Source organism: Roseimicrobium sp. ORNL1 (assembly GCF_011044495.1).
GTDB lineage: Bacteria > Verrucomicrobiota > Verrucomicrobiia > Verrucomicrobiales > Verrucomicrobiaceae > Roseimicrobium.
In genome coordinates, this window is record NZ_CP049143.1 from 3,313,411 (window position 1) to 3,331,497 (window position 18,087).

General features: G+C 55.9%; 13 protein-coding genes. 8 read left to right on the plus strand and 5 right to left on the minus strand.

Annotated elements, in window-relative coordinates:
• Window positions 1–16: 16 nt before the first annotated feature.
• Window positions 17–247, minus strand: coding sequence for a hypothetical protein (locus G5S37_RS13245; RefSeq protein ID WP_165204631.1), 231 nt, complete (start codon window positions 245–247; stop codon window positions 17–19).
• A 115-nt stretch (window positions 248–362) separates the two neighbouring features.
• Here G5S37_RS13245 and G5S37_RS13250 point away from each other — a divergent pair, with 115 nt between their 5' ends.
• From G5S37_RS13250 to G5S37_RS13270, 5 genes are read left to right on the plus strand one after another with little or no spacing between them, the layout of a single operon-like run.
• Entirely contained in the window at window positions 363–2,396 is a 2,034-nt protein-coding gene (locus G5S37_RS13250) for a hypothetical protein (protein ID WP_165204633.1), read from the plus strand.
• The gene (locus G5S37_RS13255; RefSeq protein ID WP_165204635.1) at window positions 2,393–5,293 is read left to right on the plus strand and encodes a hypothetical protein; all 2,901 of its coding nucleotides are present in this window, start codon (window positions 2,393–2,395) and stop codon (window positions 5,291–5,293) included. The genes G5S37_RS13250 and G5S37_RS13255 overlap by 4 nt, the downstream gene beginning before the upstream one ends.
• 21 nt (window positions 5,294–5,314) lie before the next feature.
• Window positions 5,315–6,688, plus strand: a complete 1,374-nt coding sequence (locus G5S37_RS13260; protein WP_165204637.1) for an O-antigen ligase family protein — start codon at window positions 5,315–5,317, stop codon at window positions 6,686–6,688.
• Complete coding sequence (locus tag G5S37_RS13265; RefSeq protein WP_165204639.1) at window positions 6,685–7,263, plus strand: rhodanese-like domain-containing protein; 579 nt, start codon at window positions 6,685–6,687, stop codon at window positions 7,261–7,263. Before G5S37_RS13260 ends, G5S37_RS13265 begins: the two co-directional genes overlap by 4 nt.
• Window positions 7,264–7,312: 49 nt before the next feature.
• Window positions 7,313–7,753, plus strand: a complete 441-nt coding sequence (locus G5S37_RS13270) for a MauE/DoxX family redox-associated membrane protein (RefSeq protein WP_165204641.1) — start codon at window positions 7,313–7,315, stop codon at window positions 7,751–7,753.
• Window positions 7,754–8,017: 264 nt separating this feature from the next.
• Here G5S37_RS13270 and G5S37_RS13275 read toward each other — a convergent pair whose 3' ends face one another.
• The gene (locus tag G5S37_RS13275) at window positions 8,018–9,502 is read right to left on the minus strand and encodes a hypothetical protein (RefSeq protein ID WP_165204643.1); all 1,485 of its coding nucleotides are present in this window, start codon (window positions 9,500–9,502) and stop codon (window positions 8,018–8,020) included.
• A gap of 262 nt (window positions 9,503–9,764) precedes the next feature.
• Here G5S37_RS13275 and G5S37_RS13280 point away from each other — a divergent pair, with 262 nt between their 5' ends.
• The 3 genes from G5S37_RS13280 to G5S37_RS13290 all read left to right on the plus strand — a co-directional run bounded on the left by G5S37_RS13280 (window position 9,765) and on the right by G5S37_RS13290 (window position 13,483).
• Window positions 9,765–11,105: a hypothetical protein gene (locus tag G5S37_RS13280; RefSeq protein WP_165204645.1), complete on the plus strand. Its 1,341-nt coding sequence runs from the start codon at window positions 9,765–9,767 to the stop codon at window positions 11,103–11,105.
• Window positions 11,106–11,537: 432 nt separating this feature from the next.
• Window positions 11,538–12,488 carry a hypothetical protein gene (locus tag G5S37_RS13285; protein WP_165204647.1) on the plus strand — a complete coding sequence of 317 codons (951 nt, stop codon included), beginning with the start codon at window positions 11,538–11,540 and terminating at the stop codon, window positions 12,486–12,488.
• Window positions 12,485–13,483, plus strand: a complete 999-nt coding sequence (locus G5S37_RS13290; RefSeq protein WP_206026434.1) for a DUF1573 domain-containing protein — start codon at window positions 12,485–12,487, stop codon at window positions 13,481–13,483. Before G5S37_RS13285 ends, G5S37_RS13290 begins: the two co-directional genes overlap by 4 nt.
• A gap of 294 nt (window positions 13,484–13,777) precedes the next feature.
• Here the strand turns inward: G5S37_RS13290 and G5S37_RS13295 are convergent, their stop codons facing one another.
• The 3 genes from G5S37_RS13295 to G5S37_RS13305 form a co-directional block, all read right to left on the minus strand.
• Window positions 13,778–13,966: a hypothetical protein gene (locus tag G5S37_RS13295; RefSeq protein ID WP_165204651.1), complete on the minus strand. Its 189-nt coding sequence runs from the start codon at window positions 13,964–13,966 to the stop codon at window positions 13,778–13,780.
• Window positions 13,967–14,239: 273 nt separating this feature from the next.
• Entirely contained in the window at window positions 14,240–16,249 is a 2,010-nt protein-coding gene (locus tag G5S37_RS13300; protein ID WP_165204653.1) for a hypothetical protein, read from the minus strand.
• 414 nt (window positions 16,250–16,663) lie between these two features.
• A complete protein-coding gene (locus G5S37_RS13305) occupies window positions 16,664–17,989 on the minus strand; it encodes a sigma-70 family RNA polymerase sigma factor (RefSeq protein ID WP_165204655.1) in 1,326 nt (441 codons plus the stop codon).
• Window positions 17,990–18,087: the final 98 nt, after the last annotated feature.

Sequence of the window (18,087 nt, forward strand, 5' to 3'; positions counted from 1 at the left end):
CACCCTTCGTGAAACACTATTCAGATAGAATGCTCACTGAGTGCGCCTGTGGTGTGGGGCAGAGGCTCTTTCCGGTATAGGTGACCAGCTCACTTGTCGGCATTTTGGCTACAGGAAGGTAAGTTCCTCGAAGGAGGGCGGCAAAGAACTGCAGGAAATGTTTAAATCCCTTTTCAGGTGGTGCCACACCGGAATGGACGAGTTTGACTGTTTGTTTTCTCGGGATGATTCCAAGAATTGCATTCATGGCGCAAAGTTGTACTGGCAATCGCCGGACACATGTCTAGTCTTGTACCATTCTGAGCACCAAAAAATGATGATCATTGGATGGTGCAAGTTGAACCGACGTTATTGTGAACGCCGTGAAAGCCATTCTCACGTATTTAGCGCTTGGAGTGTCCGCTTATGCACAGCAGGCTCCTTCCCCAACCACGCCGCCGACACCGCCTCCGACCAAGCCTGCTGCAGTAGGCGCAGCAACGGCAGCCGCAGCGCCGGATCTGCAGAAGCTTCGCCCAAACGCTGCTCCTTATCGCATCGAGCGGGTGTCTTACGGCACGAATGCTTCGTTCAAGAAAGTGGAGATCTTTTGGGTGCCCCCGGCGCCGGCCCCCGCGGCGAAGCCAAAAGCATTTTTGGTGCTGGCCACGGATATGGCCAGAGCGCGCACTCCATTGGAGGACAAGGCGTGGGTTGATTTTGCGCAGAAGCAGGGTTTGGGCATCATGTCAGTAGGCATTGAAGAACTCGAGCAGACATCAAGGCTGTTGGAGTGCGCCACCGAATTGGGCAATCGCATTTACAAGGTTGCGGATGAGAAGTTTGGGCCGGGTCTGAAAGGGGCAGTAGTGAGTAGTGGCCTGGGTGGTACCTGGATGCACCGCGTGATGATGCGTCAACCGTGGCGCTGGGGGTTCTGGAGTTCCCGTGGTGTCGCGAAGTATCCCATTCCACCTAGAGCGATTGAATACCCGGCCGGTGTGCTGTTCTGCACAGATGCGGCACACTATGAGAGCAATCTATTCTTCTTCCAGGATCTCCGCCGCACCAAGAACACCAATAAGGTCGGATTTCTATCCCTGGACGGAAAGGCAGTCGATCAGGCCTATGTGGATCGCATGACGCAGAATTACATGCTGGCTGTGTTCGGCGGCGGTATGGGGCAGAGCCGGTGGTATGATCTGAATACTGAAGTGGATCTCACGAATGTGGAAAAGAAGCCCTCCGCCATCGTGCAGAGCTGGGTCCCAGGCGATGAGGTTCCCGGGGCATGGAAACTGATGCACCAGGAGAAAAAGCGGGCGCCAGATTGCACGGTCGCCAACGCCACTATCAGTGTCCCTGAGCTGGCAAAGGACCTGACGGTCTTTTTTCGGATTCCCGGGAAAGTCAAGGAAGGGGTGGGGGTGCGCAGCGTGCTCATCTGTTTCCAGTGGGAGCAGTCAGACGACGATCTGTATAACAAGCTGCGCAGCAGCACCGAGTTTCATTCCACGCTGTGGGAGCGGGAGCGCCTCGGTGTGATTGCGTTGAACATGCATTCCCTCGGGTTCACCCAGGACCTGAAGCCGGAGGACATAAAGCGACTGGAGCAAGTGGTGAAATTAGTGGCGGCTCCCTTTTGGAAGGCTGTGGGTGACGCGAGTACGGAACTCGGCTGGCCGCGGACAGGCTTGAATATCTTCGGAGCGCGCAGTGGCGCCGAATTTGCGGAGGCGCTGGTGCAGCTCGATACCACACCATCGAAGTTTGCGACGGTGCACCTGCATTGTGGCACGGTATTTTCCGAACCGAAGCCTGAGCTCCGGAATATCGCATGGCTCGTGAGTACAGGTGGGAAGCACGAGGGTTTCACGGCATCCACCACGTTCTATCAGAACCTGAAGAAAAAGGGTTGGCCGGCGATGTATAAGATGTCCACCGGGAACTATGGCAATACGGACTACTGGACACATCTGGTGGGTGTACAGCTCTGCGGCTCCATCAAGACGTGGACGGACGCGATCAAAAAGGATGTCACGGAAGGCCGTAAACCGCAGGCTGTCGATGCTGCAGCCATGTTGATTGGGCAGATGAACAATCCAGTCGTCTGGATGAATACCACGGACGGCCGCATATTCCTGGCCAAGGATGCTGAGAAGGTGCCTGCTGAAGTACGCATGGGTATTCCTACCTTGGACATGGAGGAGGCTTGGAGACTCAGCGGTGCGCCATTGCCTCCTGCTGCAACTACTCCGCCGTCGGGCCCTGTGCCAGCTCCGGCGCCTGATGGAGCCAAACCCTCCGTACCACAGGGGACTCCTCCAAAGCCTGTGGCTTCGGCTTCTTCTTCACCAGCGGCGGTACCGAAATCGGGCGGTGCTTCTGGAACTCCAGCAACACCCGCCAAGCCATGATCGCGTCCCACCTGAAACTCGCGATGGCGCTGCCTCTGGCAGTCGTCTGCCTGGGGGGCTCTGTCCTCATGGGGCAAAGCCCTGTGCCGATGCCGGATGCGGGTGCCCCTGCGGCAGAAGCCTCAAGCTCTGCCGCATCGACTGCTCCTACTACAGATGGCAGTGCGATTGCTGCGTTGCCTGGTGTGGGGGTGACGCATGAGAAATTTCAGCCGGACGCGCACTTCGAGAAGCTCGATTTCTATTGGTATCGTCCAGCTGAGAAGAAGGCGAAAAAAGAAGAAGTTCCCAAGGAGGGAGAAGAAAAGAAGCTCGCGGATATCAAAAAAGAATTGGGAGGAGTCAGTGAGGACGAGGAGGAGCAGGGACCGAGAGCGGTCCTCGTGCTGGCCGACACGGAGGCTCGCACGGACGTGTTTGCGGATGCCGCCTGGATGGATTTCATCAAGAGACAAAATTGGTGTGTGCTGGTGGTCCACGCGCAGGAGAAAAAGTGGGCTCCACTTCCCGCTGCCGTAATGGCTCTAGACCAGCGCCTCTTTACCTGGGTGGACTCCAAGATGGCGCAGACTTCAGATAAGGCGGACTCCGCCAAGGTGCGGGCCGCGCCGATTCCTTTGATTTTTCACGCTACCGGTAACGGAGCGTTTTGGATGGAGTCGCTAATGATGCTGCGTCCGGGCCGCTTTGCTGCCTGGTCCGTAGCGGGTATTACGCGGTTTGCAGAAGTGCCCAGGATTAAGGATCTTCGCCTGCCTCCCGGGGTCATTTTATGCACTGATATCAAGCAGCATCTGCCGCATCTGGACCACTTTGAAGACATCAGGACGAATAATAAGCTGAACCAGGTGGGATTCGTCAGTTGGAAGGGTAGTTTCTCCCGGGGGATGATAGATGGTTTCGCGCGACTCACTCTGGAAGAAACGATGCGTGCTGAACCCGAAAAGGGTCTGTGGCTTAATGTGAATACATTGTTGCCGCACCCGCACGACAGCCCCACACAACCTGATGTGGCGCGCATGGGATGGTATGCCAACGCGGAAGTGCTCGGAGCGGTAAAGGCGTTTCGGCCCGTGGAATGGCCTGTGTGTGGACCCACCATGGGGCGCCGGTGGTTCAAGTCACGCGAGTTTCCCATGTGCGAGCTCCGGTGGATTAAGAATGTGCCCAACCCGAAGGGCATTCTTGTCATCGCCAATACCACCTTGCCCGCTGCTGTGCGCCACATGCCAGAGTGGAGGGACTATGCGAAGAAGCGTGAGTGGGCGATCCTTTTAATGGCATTGAAGGAGGACCGCATTCGCTCTGAGGAGGCGGCGGCGAAGTTCCTGGAAGCGCGCTTATACAAGGAGATCGACGGATTCGCGGGACCCGATTTGAAGAACCTTCCCTTCATTGTCTATGCACAGGGCACGGCAGGCTCCTGGTTGCAAACGCTCATGCTGCGGCAGCCGTCGCGCTATCTGACTTGGGTGACTTCCGGTACCACCCGCTTTCCTGCCATCACCACCGCCATGAAGGTTCCTCCCGGCATGCTCATCGCGCCGACGGAGGCGCAGTATCGGCCGGCCCTTCTCCACTTTGAGGATCTTCGCGGGGCGGATCCCTACAATCCGGTCTGCCTCCTCGCCCTGCCTGAAAAGAGGCCTCCCGTAGCCATGGTTGAGGCGTACGTGCGCCATTTCATTGATGCAGCGCTCACGACGAAAAAGGACTTTCATCGCTGGGTGCACCTCCATGATCTTGCTCCACCATCACGCTCCATGACGGTGCGTCCGGACCCGAAACAGTATGCATGGTTCCCCTCACCGGAGATTCTCGGGATGTGGAAGGAACTGCGCCAGGCGACTGAGGCTACGCCGCTTCCGGTGATTGCGAAACGTGCCTACAAGACCAAAATTCCCGAGGTCCCTGAGCTGAAACTTTTTGTGAGAATCCCTGGGACGCTGGCCAAGGGACAGAAACCCAATGGAATCCTCTGCTTTTGCACCTGGCAGCAGGAGGATACCTCTTTGGTGAACCGGCTGAAAAGCACGGATGACTACCTGGTGAAGCTCGCCGATAGACAAGGGCTGGCCATGGTCACATGGAATACGGCCGACCTTCTTTCACCGAAGGTGAAAATCTACAATCTCACCCCGGAGAACGAAGCGGATCTGGAGAAAAAGTTCACGGCATTTGGCGAAGAATGGCGGAACGGCATCAAGAAGGTTTGCAGCGAGTTCAAGTTGGAGGATTCAGGCATGCTCCTCTACGGCGTGTCTCGAGGGGCTCGATTTGCGCACCAGATTTCGATGCGCTATCCGACTCAATTCCTCGCAGTACACACCCATATTGGGAACCTGTACAATGTTCCGATCACTAAGGAGGCGCGAAATACTTTGTGGCTGGTGACCACGGGGGAGGTCGATGGTGGTTATTCCCAGAGCTTGGATTTCTACCAGCGCGGCATGAAGGAGAAGCTGCCCATGCTTTTCAAGGCCGGGCCCAGCCTCGGACACGCTTCACGTCGTGATATCGATACCTTGTCCGTGGCTTTCTTTTCCTATGCACTGGACCTGCGCAAAATTTGTGCTGAACACAAGGCAAAGGATCGACATTCCAACGACACACCTGCTTCACTATTCGCACAGCATCTTTCCAGTGCGCCTTATTTCGGAGACTCTATCAATCACGAGATTGTAGCGGCCGCCGAAGCGGCAAACTGGTGGGTGCCGGAACTGCAGCGCATGGCCTTGCCCACGGAACCCATCGCCAAGGCGTGGGGTATGCCTTTGGAGGTTGCCCTGACCAAAGCACCTGATTTGGATGCCTTTGCAGCCGGAGCGGCCGCGGGTAATCCAGTGACTCCTGATCCGGCCCAGGCAGGTCAGCAACCAGCTCAGGCAAAGCAATAGCGCCACTTTCATTTTGGGAATATGCGCGACTATTTCTTTGAGGGTCAACTAAGACTGGATTGGGGATTTGGAAATCCCAACACGACGGGTGCTTTGATCGCCGTGCTCATGATTGGAGCGTGGTTGTTGGCATTCTGGGGGAGGTGGGGTTTTTGGCTGTCATTGCTGATCAATGTCGGGCTGGGTGCCTGCCTCGTGCAGACCTATTCCCGCGGCGCACTGGTCGCTTTGATTGTCGGCTTGGTTCCTCTGATCTGCGTGGCCCGCCGTCCCTGGCGGAGGTCGCAATTGATAGGTATCGTGGTCGCGTTGATGCTCCTTGGGGGATATGCATGGCAACAACGGGCCACACAGCGCTACGCCAAGGGGATAGTCACGGAGGACGGATCCGTCTCCAATCGTTGGCTCATCTACCGCATGGCGCCGCGCATGATGTGGGACGCACCGGAAGGCTGGGGGTGGGGGAGATCCGGTGATGCCTTCCGGCAGTGGTACCAGCCCACGGGGCGCCTGGAGCACTATACGCACCTGATCAGCACGCATGGCACCTGGCTGGTAGAGTGGGGTTGGCCGCTGCGAGTTAGCTACGTGGCAGCATGGGCGTTGGCACTCACCCTTTGCTGGCCCGGCAAACGCAACCGCTGGCTGGCGGTGGGCTTGGGCGTGACCCTGTCATTCGCAGTTTCATGCACCTTTACCCACGTGGGCAGGGAGAAGTGGTTGTGGGCAGGTCCCGCGGCAGCATTGCTGCTGGCGGTAGGAGCACGTCTGTGGACGCGCGACTTCTCCTGGCGCCGGACCATCGCTGCTACCCTCGGTGCGAGTGCCGCGGTCGTCGCGCTGCTGGTGATATGGGCGCAGGTCGTTCAGCCCGCGCACCGCATTCATCTCCGCCGTGGGGTGGTCGAAGTGGGCACAGCTGCACCGGGTGCCACCCGCGCCATTGGCTTGCTTCAGCCGGACCACCGTGTAGTCGGCCAGTTCTATGGCCAGCGCATTCGCGAGACGCTGAGCACTGCCGAGGGAACTACTCTGTCATTCCATGTGCAGTGGACTGCAGATGCAGTGTTAAACTCAGGCCTTGATACGGTAGTGGTCGCGGGGGATGCTGCCAGGGGTATCGCAAATCCCTTGGGCTCTGCGCTCTCCTCCGCCCGCGCGGTGTTGTTGATCAATCCTTCCGAGCCCTCTCCCCAGTTTGCCGAACTCGTGCCAAAACTGCCACGCGTGCATCAGGTGCATGGGCAGATGTGGGGTGGCACCTCCAGATATCTCTGGGAAGCCCTGCTGGCCTCTCACGAGAGAGCCACCACCGCACAACTGCCCATGTCCAGCCTGTTTGTCCCGAAATGGACCAGTTGCCTGGTCATTCCAGAGATCCCCGGCAAGTCATGACGACGAATAACTCCCCGCGCCATTCACTTTTCAGAGATGCCATCACTGCCGCGGTCATCGCAGCGGTCGCGTTCGCGATCGGCATCGGGACCAACTTCTTGCGGGCCAAGCCACTGCCGTGGGTCTATGAACCACCGGCACGTGCCATGGTGGCCGCCATCCAGGAAGCGACTGCTACTGATGGCTCGTCCCAAGAAACATCGGGCAGCCCAAGCTCTTCACCTACTGGTGTCACGGGAGGTGTGCGCATCGTCAGCCTGCAAGAGACCCGCCAAATGGTGGAAGCCGGTAACGTGCTGATCCTCGACGCGCGACCGGACCTCTTCCATCAACTGGGGCACATCAAAGGGGCAAAGAATCTCTCCAAGAAGAACTTCCAGCAGGATTTTCAAACGCTCAAAGGAACCCTGGACGCAGCTCATGGAAAGAAGCGGCCCATCCTCGTTTATTGCGCGGATATCCACTGCCCTGACGCCGGCACCGTTGCTGGCTGGCTGATGGAAAAGGGATATGGCGGCCTCCTGATTTTCGAAGGGGGATGGGCGGAGTGGGAGTCGGCAGGTCTCGCCGGATAGACATGAACGGCAGCTTCAATTTCGTAAGGCATCGCTTTCAACGCATCATATGAAACTCCGAGAAATTTCCGTGTGGATTGCTCGTCTCATCGTGGGTGGCTTGTTCACCTATGCAGGGGTAATGAAGTTGTTAAACCCCGCCTCTTTCAGCAGTTCGCTGGCCGGATTCGGGATCCTTCCGGTCGGGATCATCTCTCCCCTGGCGCTCGGTCTTCCTGTGGTGGAAATCTTCTTTGGCATCGCAGTGCTCGCGGTTCCAGCCCTTCGAAGAGCTGGAACTATTGGCCTTGTCTGTCTGCTGTTGACTTTCATTACTGTACTGAGTTGGGCCACCATCGCCGGCAAGAAGATGGAGTGTTCGTGTTTTGGGTCCGATTCCTTCTTGGAGTTTGGTGGAACCGTCGGTGCCCTTGTGAGAAATCTAGTAATGGTCACGATGGTGACTTATCTCCTTGTTCATGGGTACAAATCCGAAAGGTTGCGTTCCTAGATAGGGCACCATTTGCCGGGTTAGAGTTGACGTGCATCTTCCTGGTGACGAGGGGTCGTGAGTCTTTAGGGTGAATTGTGAATCGCCGAGGAGATGCACACGGCAGTTCGAGGCAGAGAATTTGCGTTTCCTGCCTCGGATCCGGGGGGATCTTGGAATTCAACGGGGTGAACTCCAACCTTTCGAATCATTCAATCCCTCAGTTGTGCGCGATTCGGGGTCACCGCGCAGTGCACGAGGGGCTCGCCTCTTGCCGTACGAAGCTTAGAGCTCCTCAGCGGGCTCGGTGGGATTGCTCGGCTTCGGGGCATTGTCCGTGGGGCGCGGCGTGATTGACTTGGGATAGATTTCAGCCTGTAGAATTCCGGCCCGCACATCTTCGCTGTCACGATATCTAAATATCAGCGACATTTGCAAAACTTGGTCGGTATGTTTGGCGTTCCAGTCACGTATGAGGAATGAGTGGAGGTTCTCAATCGACTTTGGGTGTTGTTTTTGGAAGATGTCGACCAGATGCTTACGCCATCTCCAATTCCTGTAGTGCGATGCCACCTTTTCCACAGGTTCATCGAAGACAGGAGGCTTTCCGGTCAATAGATCGACAGTCTGCCCGGACTGCAGTTGCGCCACAGCAAGCATCCATCCATCCCGCGTGGAGGGTCTGGACGCGAATAGGTTCCATCGCTGATTCAATCCCATGACGATGCTTGGAGCGCGGACTGGGCGAGTAAACCAATCTGCCGTAAGCTCGGGTTTGGCTGCTTGGACATTCCAGGAAACCACGGAAGCGAACGACGCGATCGTAACAAGGGCTACGCAACATTGATAAACGATTGGTCTCTCTTTGACCGTCACATCAACCGAAAATGGAGCGTGGTTGAAACGATTTGGCAGAAGGTAATCCCATGCCTCTTTGGGTATAAAGACTGTCCACGCTGCGATGCAAACTAAAGGAAACCAGCCAATCAAAAGAGTCGGGAGCAGCGCAAGATGAAAGCCAATAAAAAGGGCGACCGTGACCGTTCTTACGCGCCAATACCGCGGTGGCGAAAGCGCCAAGAAGGGACCGACTTCTTCGAGGAGTAATGTCGCCTTGGTTGCCCAAAACGTTAGCAGGGGAAATTGCGCGACGAATCTTCCTGCTGACGTCTGCATGGAGCCTAGTGAAAGAGAGGCCTGCACCGCCGTAAAGTGTTCCCTCCAAACGGGATGACTCTTGAGGAGAGCTGTTGACCAATACATGAGGCAGACCTGAAGCAATAAGCCGGCTGTCGCAAATCCCAGAGGCTGGCGGCGCGGCTCCCTGGAACGTTGAACCAATTGTTCCAAGGCAATGAGCATGTTCCAGAATAAGAGGAGTTTTTGTAGAGTGTCGCCGCCGTTGTTCAGGGTAGGGGCGCGAGCAATCACCGAAACTTGGAAAATCCAGGCCAAGCATGATATCGGAAGAACAAAACGCTGGCACGTGACCAACAATATTCCTGAAAGACCGTAGCAAACTAAACAGAGCACCTGCCACGCATCGGATTCGCTCAGAAACATCAGTGACCAGCGTAAAGAGCCGGCGGTGAATTCAGGATCCGACGCGCTTACTGCGCGAGATATTGGGAACATGCTATCACTCGCGTAGTGGGCGGAAAAATCGCCCAGCCTTAGGATGCTGTCTGCAAGCATCAGGATTCCAAGCGCCGCCCGGAAGACTCTCAATGACCTGGTATCAATTTCAAAGCATCGTAAAAACTGTCGCATACGGTAAAATTCAGAAAAAAAATATTGCTCTCACGAGACTTTTGTCCAGAATGATCAGAACATCATTTACATCTCTATGAAGAAAATTGGACTTTTTGTGTTGGCTGGTCTGGCTATCGGATTGATTCACGGCGCATTCGATCAAACGTCTCGTCGGCTGCCGAAAAGCTTAAATGCGGAAGCGTGTGATCCCGGGGATACTGATCCATCGGCTGATCAGTAAGGTGAGATTTAGGTGAAACGCGGCTTGCTATAGCACCATATGAAACGTGAATTAATCATAGTATGGTTTCTATGGCTCGCGGGGGCGGTCTCCGCTCAAGACCTGTCTGCCCTCTTTATTCGTAGGCAGTCGAATGCGCTGGGACTTGCGGATCGTTACGGGTACTGCACCTACTGGAAGGACGTGGGACAGAGTGTCTTGATTGACGGTCACCAGGTGCCGCTGCAGCTAAGGTTTGCCACAGCTCCAGATCAGCAGTTCGGCAGATTGTTTGGACAGGGCTGGTGGTGCCCGTTGTTGGAATGTTGCGTCATTCAGCGTTCGGAAACGGGATTGATTCTCTATACGCCCGGCGGAGATCGCGTGGATTTATTGAAAACTCCTGGAAAACCCAACCAATATGCTTCCAAAAACGGGAGGTGGTTGGGTGAGGTACAAGGAGGTGATTTTAAGGTGGCCTTCGACTCTGAAAATGAATTTGAGTTCAAAGGAGGGCGTATTTCACGCTTCGTAACTAAAGGTAATACTTACCGTTGGATCTATAAAGATGATGTTCCTGTGGCACTTGTCGCTGACAAAGAAAGGAAGACCTTGCTGGAAGTCCGCTACGGGGCCAACTCCTTGGTTAATAAGATTATAGCCCCTGGTGCAGAGGTGGACGCTGAATACACCTCATTTCCTATCGTCGGGAGTTTGGGGGGGCGTGCAACGGTTGTGGGATTAAAGCACTCATTGGCAAGTCTGCGTTCAAAGGGGACAGACATCATCAAGCTGACGTACGAGCTTGAGTCGCTGGGCTCCTTTGTGGTTGCTCGTGGCGTCGAAAATGGAGCGAAAAATCTATTGATGGAGTGGAGTGCTTCGGAAGGTCTCCTAAAGCGAGACGAATTCCGTGCCTATCAAGTTTCGCCTCAGGAGGGTGGGGTCTCGCGGCCCAAGATCACGGCCATATGGAACGACGGACGCACGGAATGGTACGCATACAACGAAAAGACGGGTGTCGCTGAACGACGTCTGCCCGATGGCACCTTTAATCGGCTATACTATGTGTTGACGCCTGGGCTGGCCCAAGGTAAACTACGCAAGAGCGAGATGCTGGACAGTAACCAGGTCCTCGAATCCTCGTGTGTTTCGCAAAGAGATTCAAACGGGAAGTTAAAGCGTTCGGTGGTCAGCGGTAAAGGCTGTTCCGAGGTAACGGAGTACGCCAACGGCGCGGCTGTCAAAATTGTGAGAGACGGGAAAGTCATCTTTGACGCGTCCACGCCCTCCTCATTCAATGTGTTCTCCAAGTTCCTACAAGCCACGCAAACTTCTCCACCAATGACAAAGGCAGAGAATTCTCAGGTGCAACAATCAAAGTCCACAAGCCTCAATTGATCATCCATATTATGCGTACTCCTACGATTCTAATGGGCCTAGTTACCTCGGTCGCTTTCTCGTTAATATTGTTCCAATATGCCCATTCGCAGTGTTGTCCCTACGGCTATGAGAATGATAGCTTGGAGTCCTATCTTGCGAATTGTGGCCAAAAAGTGAATGGCCATTGCCAGGGGGATTCTTGCAACGCTCAACAAGCTCCCAGCAGCGAAAAATGCGGAGCTGGCAACTACCTCTCCGATTGCGACTATGAACAGCGGGGTGGTGGCGTGTTCTGGACTATTGAGGGTACATGCAAAACTGATGACAACTGCGGTTGTACCAACGCGCAGCGCACCTTTTATGACGCGGATTGGCCATGGTACGAGGTCACTAGTACGGAATCGATAAACTGTGATTAAGATGAGGTATTCACGTCACCCATTAACATCCATGTTCGGTGCCCGCCTATTGATGGGCACCTGCTTCATGCTGATTGCTCCAATTGTCGTCCTTTCTGGCGATGTTTTGCCCCTCGCAGACATCGTTAAGACTCAGACCCAGTTGAGCTACGGCAGTCAATTCGTTTGGGAGGTGGAGCATGAAACCTCAAGTGCCGAGTTGTCGCGCGTTATCCGCAGGTATGAGGAGAAGGCAAAGAGGCCTTATCCGGGGAATAGAGATGTTAGCAAGCCGCAGCTCGTCTACCAGAGAATTGTCACTTCGCTGTTAAGCGCTGGCGCCTACACATCCAGGGTGGAAATTTCACGTGATCCAGGTTTTGAAAAACCTTCGGTGGAGGAATGGCTCGTTCCCGGGGACGGAATGTGTTACAACACGTCGTTTGCGAATAAAGAGCTTACGGTCTATAAACTCGACCAAATGAACCCGTTGATCGACTTGGACGGGCTCTGGGGATTTTTGCGGATGAACTTGGAAAGGCCGTCTGCTAAACCCGAAGTAATACCGGGGAATTTTACCCTTCCCAAGGTGCTAGGCGGAGAGAATCCACAATGGCGCGTGATTTTAGACGAAGGGCGGTTGGAGATCCTCTTCTGGTTTGATGCGACAAAGGGCGTCATCCGACGGGTCGCCCAAGTGGAAGACGGTTTCGTCCGGTGCGACTGGACTGTCAGCAGTGACAAATACGAAAATGGAGTCTGGCCGACAGAGGTCAAAAGCACACTGTATATCCCAAAAAGCGAAGAGATTCAGGTGAAAAAGGTGTGGAAGCTCAAGGAGGTTAAGATTGGCGCCGTGCGCTCTCTTCCCTCTCTTCCCAAATTGGATGGCATGCGAGGCATCAAGGACATGACCCAAGGCTCTCCCGTTTTTATGAGCTTAAGGACTCTTTTGCAGATGAAGAAATTGCCAGAAACCCAACCGCAAGCAGAGAAAAAGTGAGACGAATCTATCCCGCCCTCTTCATTTTCGCCTTAATCTTGACTTCTTGCAAGCGCGCGGATCTCAGGGAACTAGTGCCGCAGAAAGATCCCGTGGTAGTTCCTGCGACCAAGGAAGGTGAGAGAATTGTCATTCCCATCACCTTTCACAATTCAAGTAACCGGCAACTCCGGATCGAGAAGATTTCCAGTTCGTGTTCTTGTGCGGCCATAAAGGAGTATGCGGGAACTCCGGTGGCAGCTTACGGAGATATTGCTGTGGAAGTAGTTGTCAAAGTACCCGCGGTTGTGGGGTTGCGTGAAACAACCATTGCTGTCGAGTATTCCATCAACGGAGAGACCAAGTTTACCCAAGCAAAAGTCCGCACATGGAGCGAACCCCGGCTTGGTTTCATGCTCTATCCCAAATTTGGAGGGCATACGCAATCCGAGGATGGAGCAATTTCGATTAGGACTGGTCGGCGATTTTCCGTGGTTATGCCCCCTGAAAAATTGAAGACATTGACTTTGCTTCAAACACCCACTCTGCTACTCGAAACCGAAGGTCCCGCAGAGGTGGTTCCAGACGCTGCCGGAAAATATAGCCGCCAGCGGTTTCTCATTCATCGAACTACGACAGATGTCGTGCCTGCATCAATCTCATATTTCCAAGCGATCATTGATCCGAACCAAAATTCCATTCGGGTTGAGCGTCATTCGTTGGCAGAGTCCCATCAGGCCACCGACGTCAATATCAACGTATTGGCTGACGTGGAGAAGGGTGAAGACGGTGCTTTGACCTTGGTCGCACATTTGCCCGACTGGTACACAAAATATACGCCGACTAAGACTGATGAATCTCATGTGACATGGATGCCCAAGGAGAATGGGGTTTTGCTCAAGCTACCAGCTATTAATTCAGAGTCCCGGGTCGTCAGGGCACAACTCAGCCTTACATCAGTGTCTGAAAACCCACGGACAATTAACTTGAGTTTGATACGGATCCTTCCGCCGTAGGGGATAACCTCGTCCAGCCAGGCATTCCCCTTCCGTAGTCCTGGCAGCGTGCGAGTTCACAATTGGTCGTACCCGATACACTATGACGTCTATGACGTCAGGCTGGTCACCATCAGGGAACTATGGTGGCCCAGCAGGCCTGCGGGCGGGCAGGGCAGTGAGTAAGGTGTGTAGAAGTATGCTTGTGGTTAGCCCAACATGGACATCTAGCAATCCATGGAGAGCTTCTGTGCTTTTCGGTAACTCTGTGAGGCTACCGTCTTTCAGCGACTCCGTAAAACTGTTGAAAAAGCTCTACACATTCCGGTCCTCAGAGGCGGAGTTCTTCGGTTTTCTCCACTCGCTCAGCACAGGAGGAATGAGACGATTGTTGCACATACCGACATCAGTAGCTCGAATGACAAGGTCGTGTGCTTGGATATCGTCGAGGTCAGCTTTCTTGTAGGCGGCGATGCGTTTGTCCTGGTGATGCCACTTCTCCATCAATTGGACCAAATGACTTTTCTGCTTCTCTCGGCTTGACGCTCTCTGATTAGGCAAGGGTTTGTGTGACGAAAGACTTCTCGCAACGTGTGTGGTTGATCGTTTTCCGACGAGGCCAAGTGAAGCGGGGGCATTCAGACTTTTTGTCGTCACGACTCTTGAGAAATTGGAATGCGGAGATGCCGCCAGCCAGATGATGCGCATTGCGGAATGCACAAATGACGGCAGACCGTTTTGTTTCTTCGACGTGGCGTTGCAACCGAAACTGGAGATCTACGGCCGGACTCGTGCTCGCACGAAGGCGACATGGATGCGGTCCTTCTTCATCGCGTCAGGAGTCTGCCTGATGCCAAGGCACTGGGCTTTTCCGGGGAGGAGGATGAGATTGTGCGTCCATTCCTCCGCCGTGAAGGTCGGTTTCGGCAGGTCGTACTGATGAGTTCTGGTGTACTCCAGAGATTCCTTCAAGGTGGGCAATACGGCGGGCTGCGTATCGTGATGCAGCGCGGAGGCGACACGAATGACAGGTGTCGAACCAAACTCGGATTCCGCCAGGATGGAAAGCACGTCCACATTCCAGGAAGAACCGACGGAGGATGCCTCCAGAGCGGTGGGCCGGTAGCGACCGTAGGGATTGTGGTCCACCGGATTGTATTCGGTCACAAAGGTCACCTGTTCGATATTCTGCACCAGGGCGGAACGCCTGCCGTTGGTGACCGAGGAGAGATGGCACACGATGCTGGCGGTGCCGTCCTGCACTTTGGCGAGTGCCTTCTGGAAACGCGACTCGTCATCGGTGGGCACTCCCTCTGTCTTTTGTCCTTCCCATGCCGCACGCTCGGAAGCAGGCAACTCGAAGACCACTGCCTCCAGGTCGAGTTGTTTATCCTGCGGGTCCTGCTCTTGTGGTAAGACTTTGAGCGGAGGTGTGCCCTCCGGCTGGTACAGCTCGGCGAAGAGCAGCAGCGTCTCACCTATCACCGGACCGGCATTTGCGTCGGCGCTCTTCAGGCACTCCGGGGTAGTCATGGTACCGACGAGCACGACGTTTTGCCCTTCACGGAACTCGCACGTGGCGTCCACCTGTTGCTGATAGAACTGGGGCTGCCGCATGATGAGTTCCGGTGCATCCAGAGCGCAGTCCCACTGTGCCCAGCGGAAGCGCGCGGGATCCAGCCGCAGCGAAAAAGTGAGCGCGCGGTTGATCAATTCCATCTCCAGCGAGACGCCAACCGGGCGTGTATCCCATGCGGACGGAATGGTGGGCATCTCCGTGGGAAAATGATGCTCGCGTACCGACGTGAGTGTGGTGCGGGATGAGGATACTGCCGAGCCACAGGCGAGGCGGCGGATGGCTTTCTTCTCGCGTGCCATGGCATGCAGCTTCGAGAGCAGCGCTGTGTCATTTCCAGACTCGCGGGCGGCGAGCAGCGCGAGAGCCTCCGGGTTTGCCACGCCGAAACCAAAGAACTGCACACGCGGGGGAGCAGGGGATTCCTTTCCACGGCTGGATGGGGAGGGGGACGCTGCGGCGTTGGATCTCACCTGCGCCACCATGACGTCCAACTCCGGCTGGGAAGGTTTGCTTTCCCTTTCCATATCCGAGGCGGGCCGGATGAAGCCAACGATGGCGTCTCTCCCCGGCAGCACTCGGACAGAAGTAATCAGGGTCTGTGCCAGAAAATCATCCTGCTCATACAGGCCGACTGCAGGGGTCTTGTTCTCCGGCCACACCAGAGGCCAGGGCACCTTGGTTGCCAGGCGAGACCGGGTTTCCGTGCGCCACAGGAGTGAGACTGCATACTTGCCGCCGGGGATGTCATCCAGCTTCATGCGCTTGCCGGAGAAGGGGTCGGTCGGGCCGAAGTCTCCCTCAAGTCCCTCCCATTGGCCTGCAGGGTATTCCCCTTCGAGGGTCGTGCCAAGAAACACGTCCTCCCAGCTGGTGGGCATCAATTTTGGGATGCCTTCCCAGTCCTGGTCGTTTTCTGTGACCCACTTGTAGACGGTGCCTTCCTTTGTCTCGAACCGGGTTCCCGGTGTGGCGGTGGTGGAGTTATCCCGCACGAGCTTCGCCGCACCGGAGTCGAGCCATGTGTAGAGTTGCTTTGAGAGGGCATCATCGGTAGGGCGCGCCTCCAGTGCCTGGAGGAACTTTTCCTCAGGCACGCGGATGATCATCTGGCGAATCTTGAGGGGCGGAAGCTCCGCACCCGTGCCGCTGGCGACCGTGGCGAGGGTACTCAGGAATGCGCCGGCAACGGTGATGGCGAGTCTAATCATGCTCATAGAGGAGAACAGCCGCTGATGCTGACTGTAGGCCGATGGAAGGCCCGCGAACAAGGTCTATTCGACGGGGTATCGAGATGACGAGGGCATTAGCAATGGCCGAGCCCAAGTTTCCCCGAGCCCAGCCATTGCACCCAATACCAAGGGCCTGCGCACGGGGACCAAACCCGGGCGCAGGCCCGCATGATTTATTGTCTATGGTACCAACGCCAGCATTTATCCCGACGTGATGGTAAATTTGGAATGGAATAAATTACCAAGCCATTGCGCAACCTTTGCTCCACTCCATCTCGGCGTGTAAATGGGGTGGCACCCGGCATCCGGTAGGGAAATTCGAAGCGGGTTTTGTCCTGGATTGCATTGGATGGCACTTCGGTGGAAGTGAGGCGTACCCTGTTCCTGAAAACCCTATTCCTCGGTATCAGGCTTCGCAGGCTTTCGGGGCGGCAGCAGCTGAACTCTGACACCGTCACTCGTCTGTTCCAGGGTGGGGTCAAAGCCAAACTCGAAAGCAGCGCCATCCAAGCGGTTGAGAACCCAGTCCCGGGTTCGCTCGGGGTCATTGGAGACCACAGCCTCGACCCATGACGTAAACACGGGGCTGCCCAAATTTTCCGCGGTGGGTCCGAGCTGTATGGCCCCGTCGCGCCCTTCGTGCTTCAAGGTGGCAATCGCCACGGCTGCGCCCTCGATCTTGCTCAGGGTTTCAGGTGTATTCACCAGGCGGAGGAAGCGTTTGTTCAGTTCCTGGAATTCCACGTCATGAGACATTTGTTCCCAAGACATGCCTTGGTGACGTTGAATGAAGCCCTCTACCTCCCGTCGCACGGCGTCTGACACGGGAGGAGGAAGGTGGTGCGCCGGTTCGCCAGTGTTGGTCTCGGCCATTTTGGTTTTGGCCCGTAATGTGCGTAAGGGAGCTGCGGCCTTGGCGGGTGGAGCGGCAGCCTGGGGTTTGGACTGGGCATTCTTGCTGCCTTGATTGAGAAGCATGAGGGGCACTCCAATCAAGGTGGCGGCCGCTACGGTGGTGAGCATGACCTTGGTGGTGTTCATGGCAAGAAGTGCGGGAGTGAGTGAGGAGATGGAGGTGCTGGAAGAACCGGCAGCCGTGCCGCTGATCGCGAGCTTGCCGAGCGAGGCAGTCAGGGAGGCTGGCGCCGCTTGCGTCGAGTTTGCGCTGAGCAGCACTGCGAGAGTGCTGCCGCAAAGGGCGTGCTTGCTGCGCAGTCGTGAGCGTAGCTCGGATATGCCGGAATTGAGCAGCCGTGACACCGTGGACTGGCTCACGCCGAGCTCGACCGCCAGCTCCTGCTGCGAGCAGTTCAAAAAGAAGTGCTGGACCAGGGGCCCGCGGAGTTTCTCTGGCAGTTCCTCTATCGCTTCATCGATGAGCGGTTCCAGTTTCTCCCAAGTCGCCTCACGTTCCATGTAGAGGTGCTCGCCAGCGGCCTCCTCATACCGGCGGCGTGTCACATCCGCCCGCACCACGTCCCTCGCCTTGTGCCATGCGACGCGGTGCAGCCACGCGCCCACCGACTCCGTTACGCGCGCCGCGCTACGTGCCAGTTCCAGAAAGGTCTCCTGAGCCACCTCTTCCGCCCGGGCTGCGTCCTGTGTGATCCGTCGGGCCGTGGCAAAGACCATGCCTGCATGCGCCTGCACCAGTTGCTGAAACGCAAAGGCGTCATCGTGCTGGTGATAACGTTGCAGGCATGTCAGGTCGGCATTCATGGTGGAGCACGCACCGTGCGGTAAACGCGAAGAGTCCGCCTAATGTCGCGCCCCGGCTCGCATTTATGCAGCGAATGTCGGCAGCAGTTGGAACACCT